The organism is Arthrobacter sp. GMC3 (genome assembly GCF_002929305.1).
Lineage (GTDB): Bacteria > Actinomycetota > Actinomycetes > Actinomycetales > Micrococcaceae > Specibacter.
The window spans coordinates 1-585 of sequence record NZ_PJIO01000119.1 but is presented as its reverse complement, the minus strand read 5'-3'; the positions used below and the strand labels follow the sequence as shown (position 1 = coordinate 585).

The 585-nt window shown below is 60.0% G+C and carries 1 protein-coding gene; it reads left to right on the top strand.

Translation table 11 applies throughout. From position 1 onward, the window contains the following. On the top strand, positions 1-585 hold a 585-nt coding region (locus CXQ94_RS23920; RefSeq protein WP_181034373.1), incomplete at both ends, for a TonB-dependent receptor plug domain-containing protein.

Genomic DNA, 585 nt, shown 5'->3' with positions numbered 1-585 from the left:
ACATCGTGCAGAACGATCCTTCGGTGCGCGTGGCGCGTGGCTTCGGCAACATGCAGGAGCTGTACGTCGTGCGCGGGTTCACGCTGTTTTCCGACGACATTTCGTACAACGGGCTTTACGGCCTGCTGCCGCGTCAGTACGTAGCGGCCGAATTCATCGAGCGCGCCGAAGTTTTCCGTGGCGCCAGCGCCTTTCTTAATGGTGCGGCACCGGGAGGCTCAGGTGTTGGCGGCATGATCAACCTCGTACCCAAGCGTGCTCCGAATGAGCCGCTCACGAGACTGACAGTGGGAGCCGAAAATGGCGGTCAAGGTTCAGCAGCCGTCGATCTGGGCCGCCGCTTCGGTGAAGAGGAGCGCTTCGGCTTGCGTCTTAACGCTGCCAAGCATGCCGGCGAGACTACCGTCGAAGACGAGGATCGCACCCTCGACATGTTCGCCCTCGGCCTCGACTATCAGGGCGACAACTTCCGCCTATCTGCTGATATCGGTCATCAATACCACTTCATAGATGCGCCTCGCCCCAGCGTGAGCATCGCCATCGGTATACCGCTACCAAGCGCACCAGACGCCAAAGATAACTTTG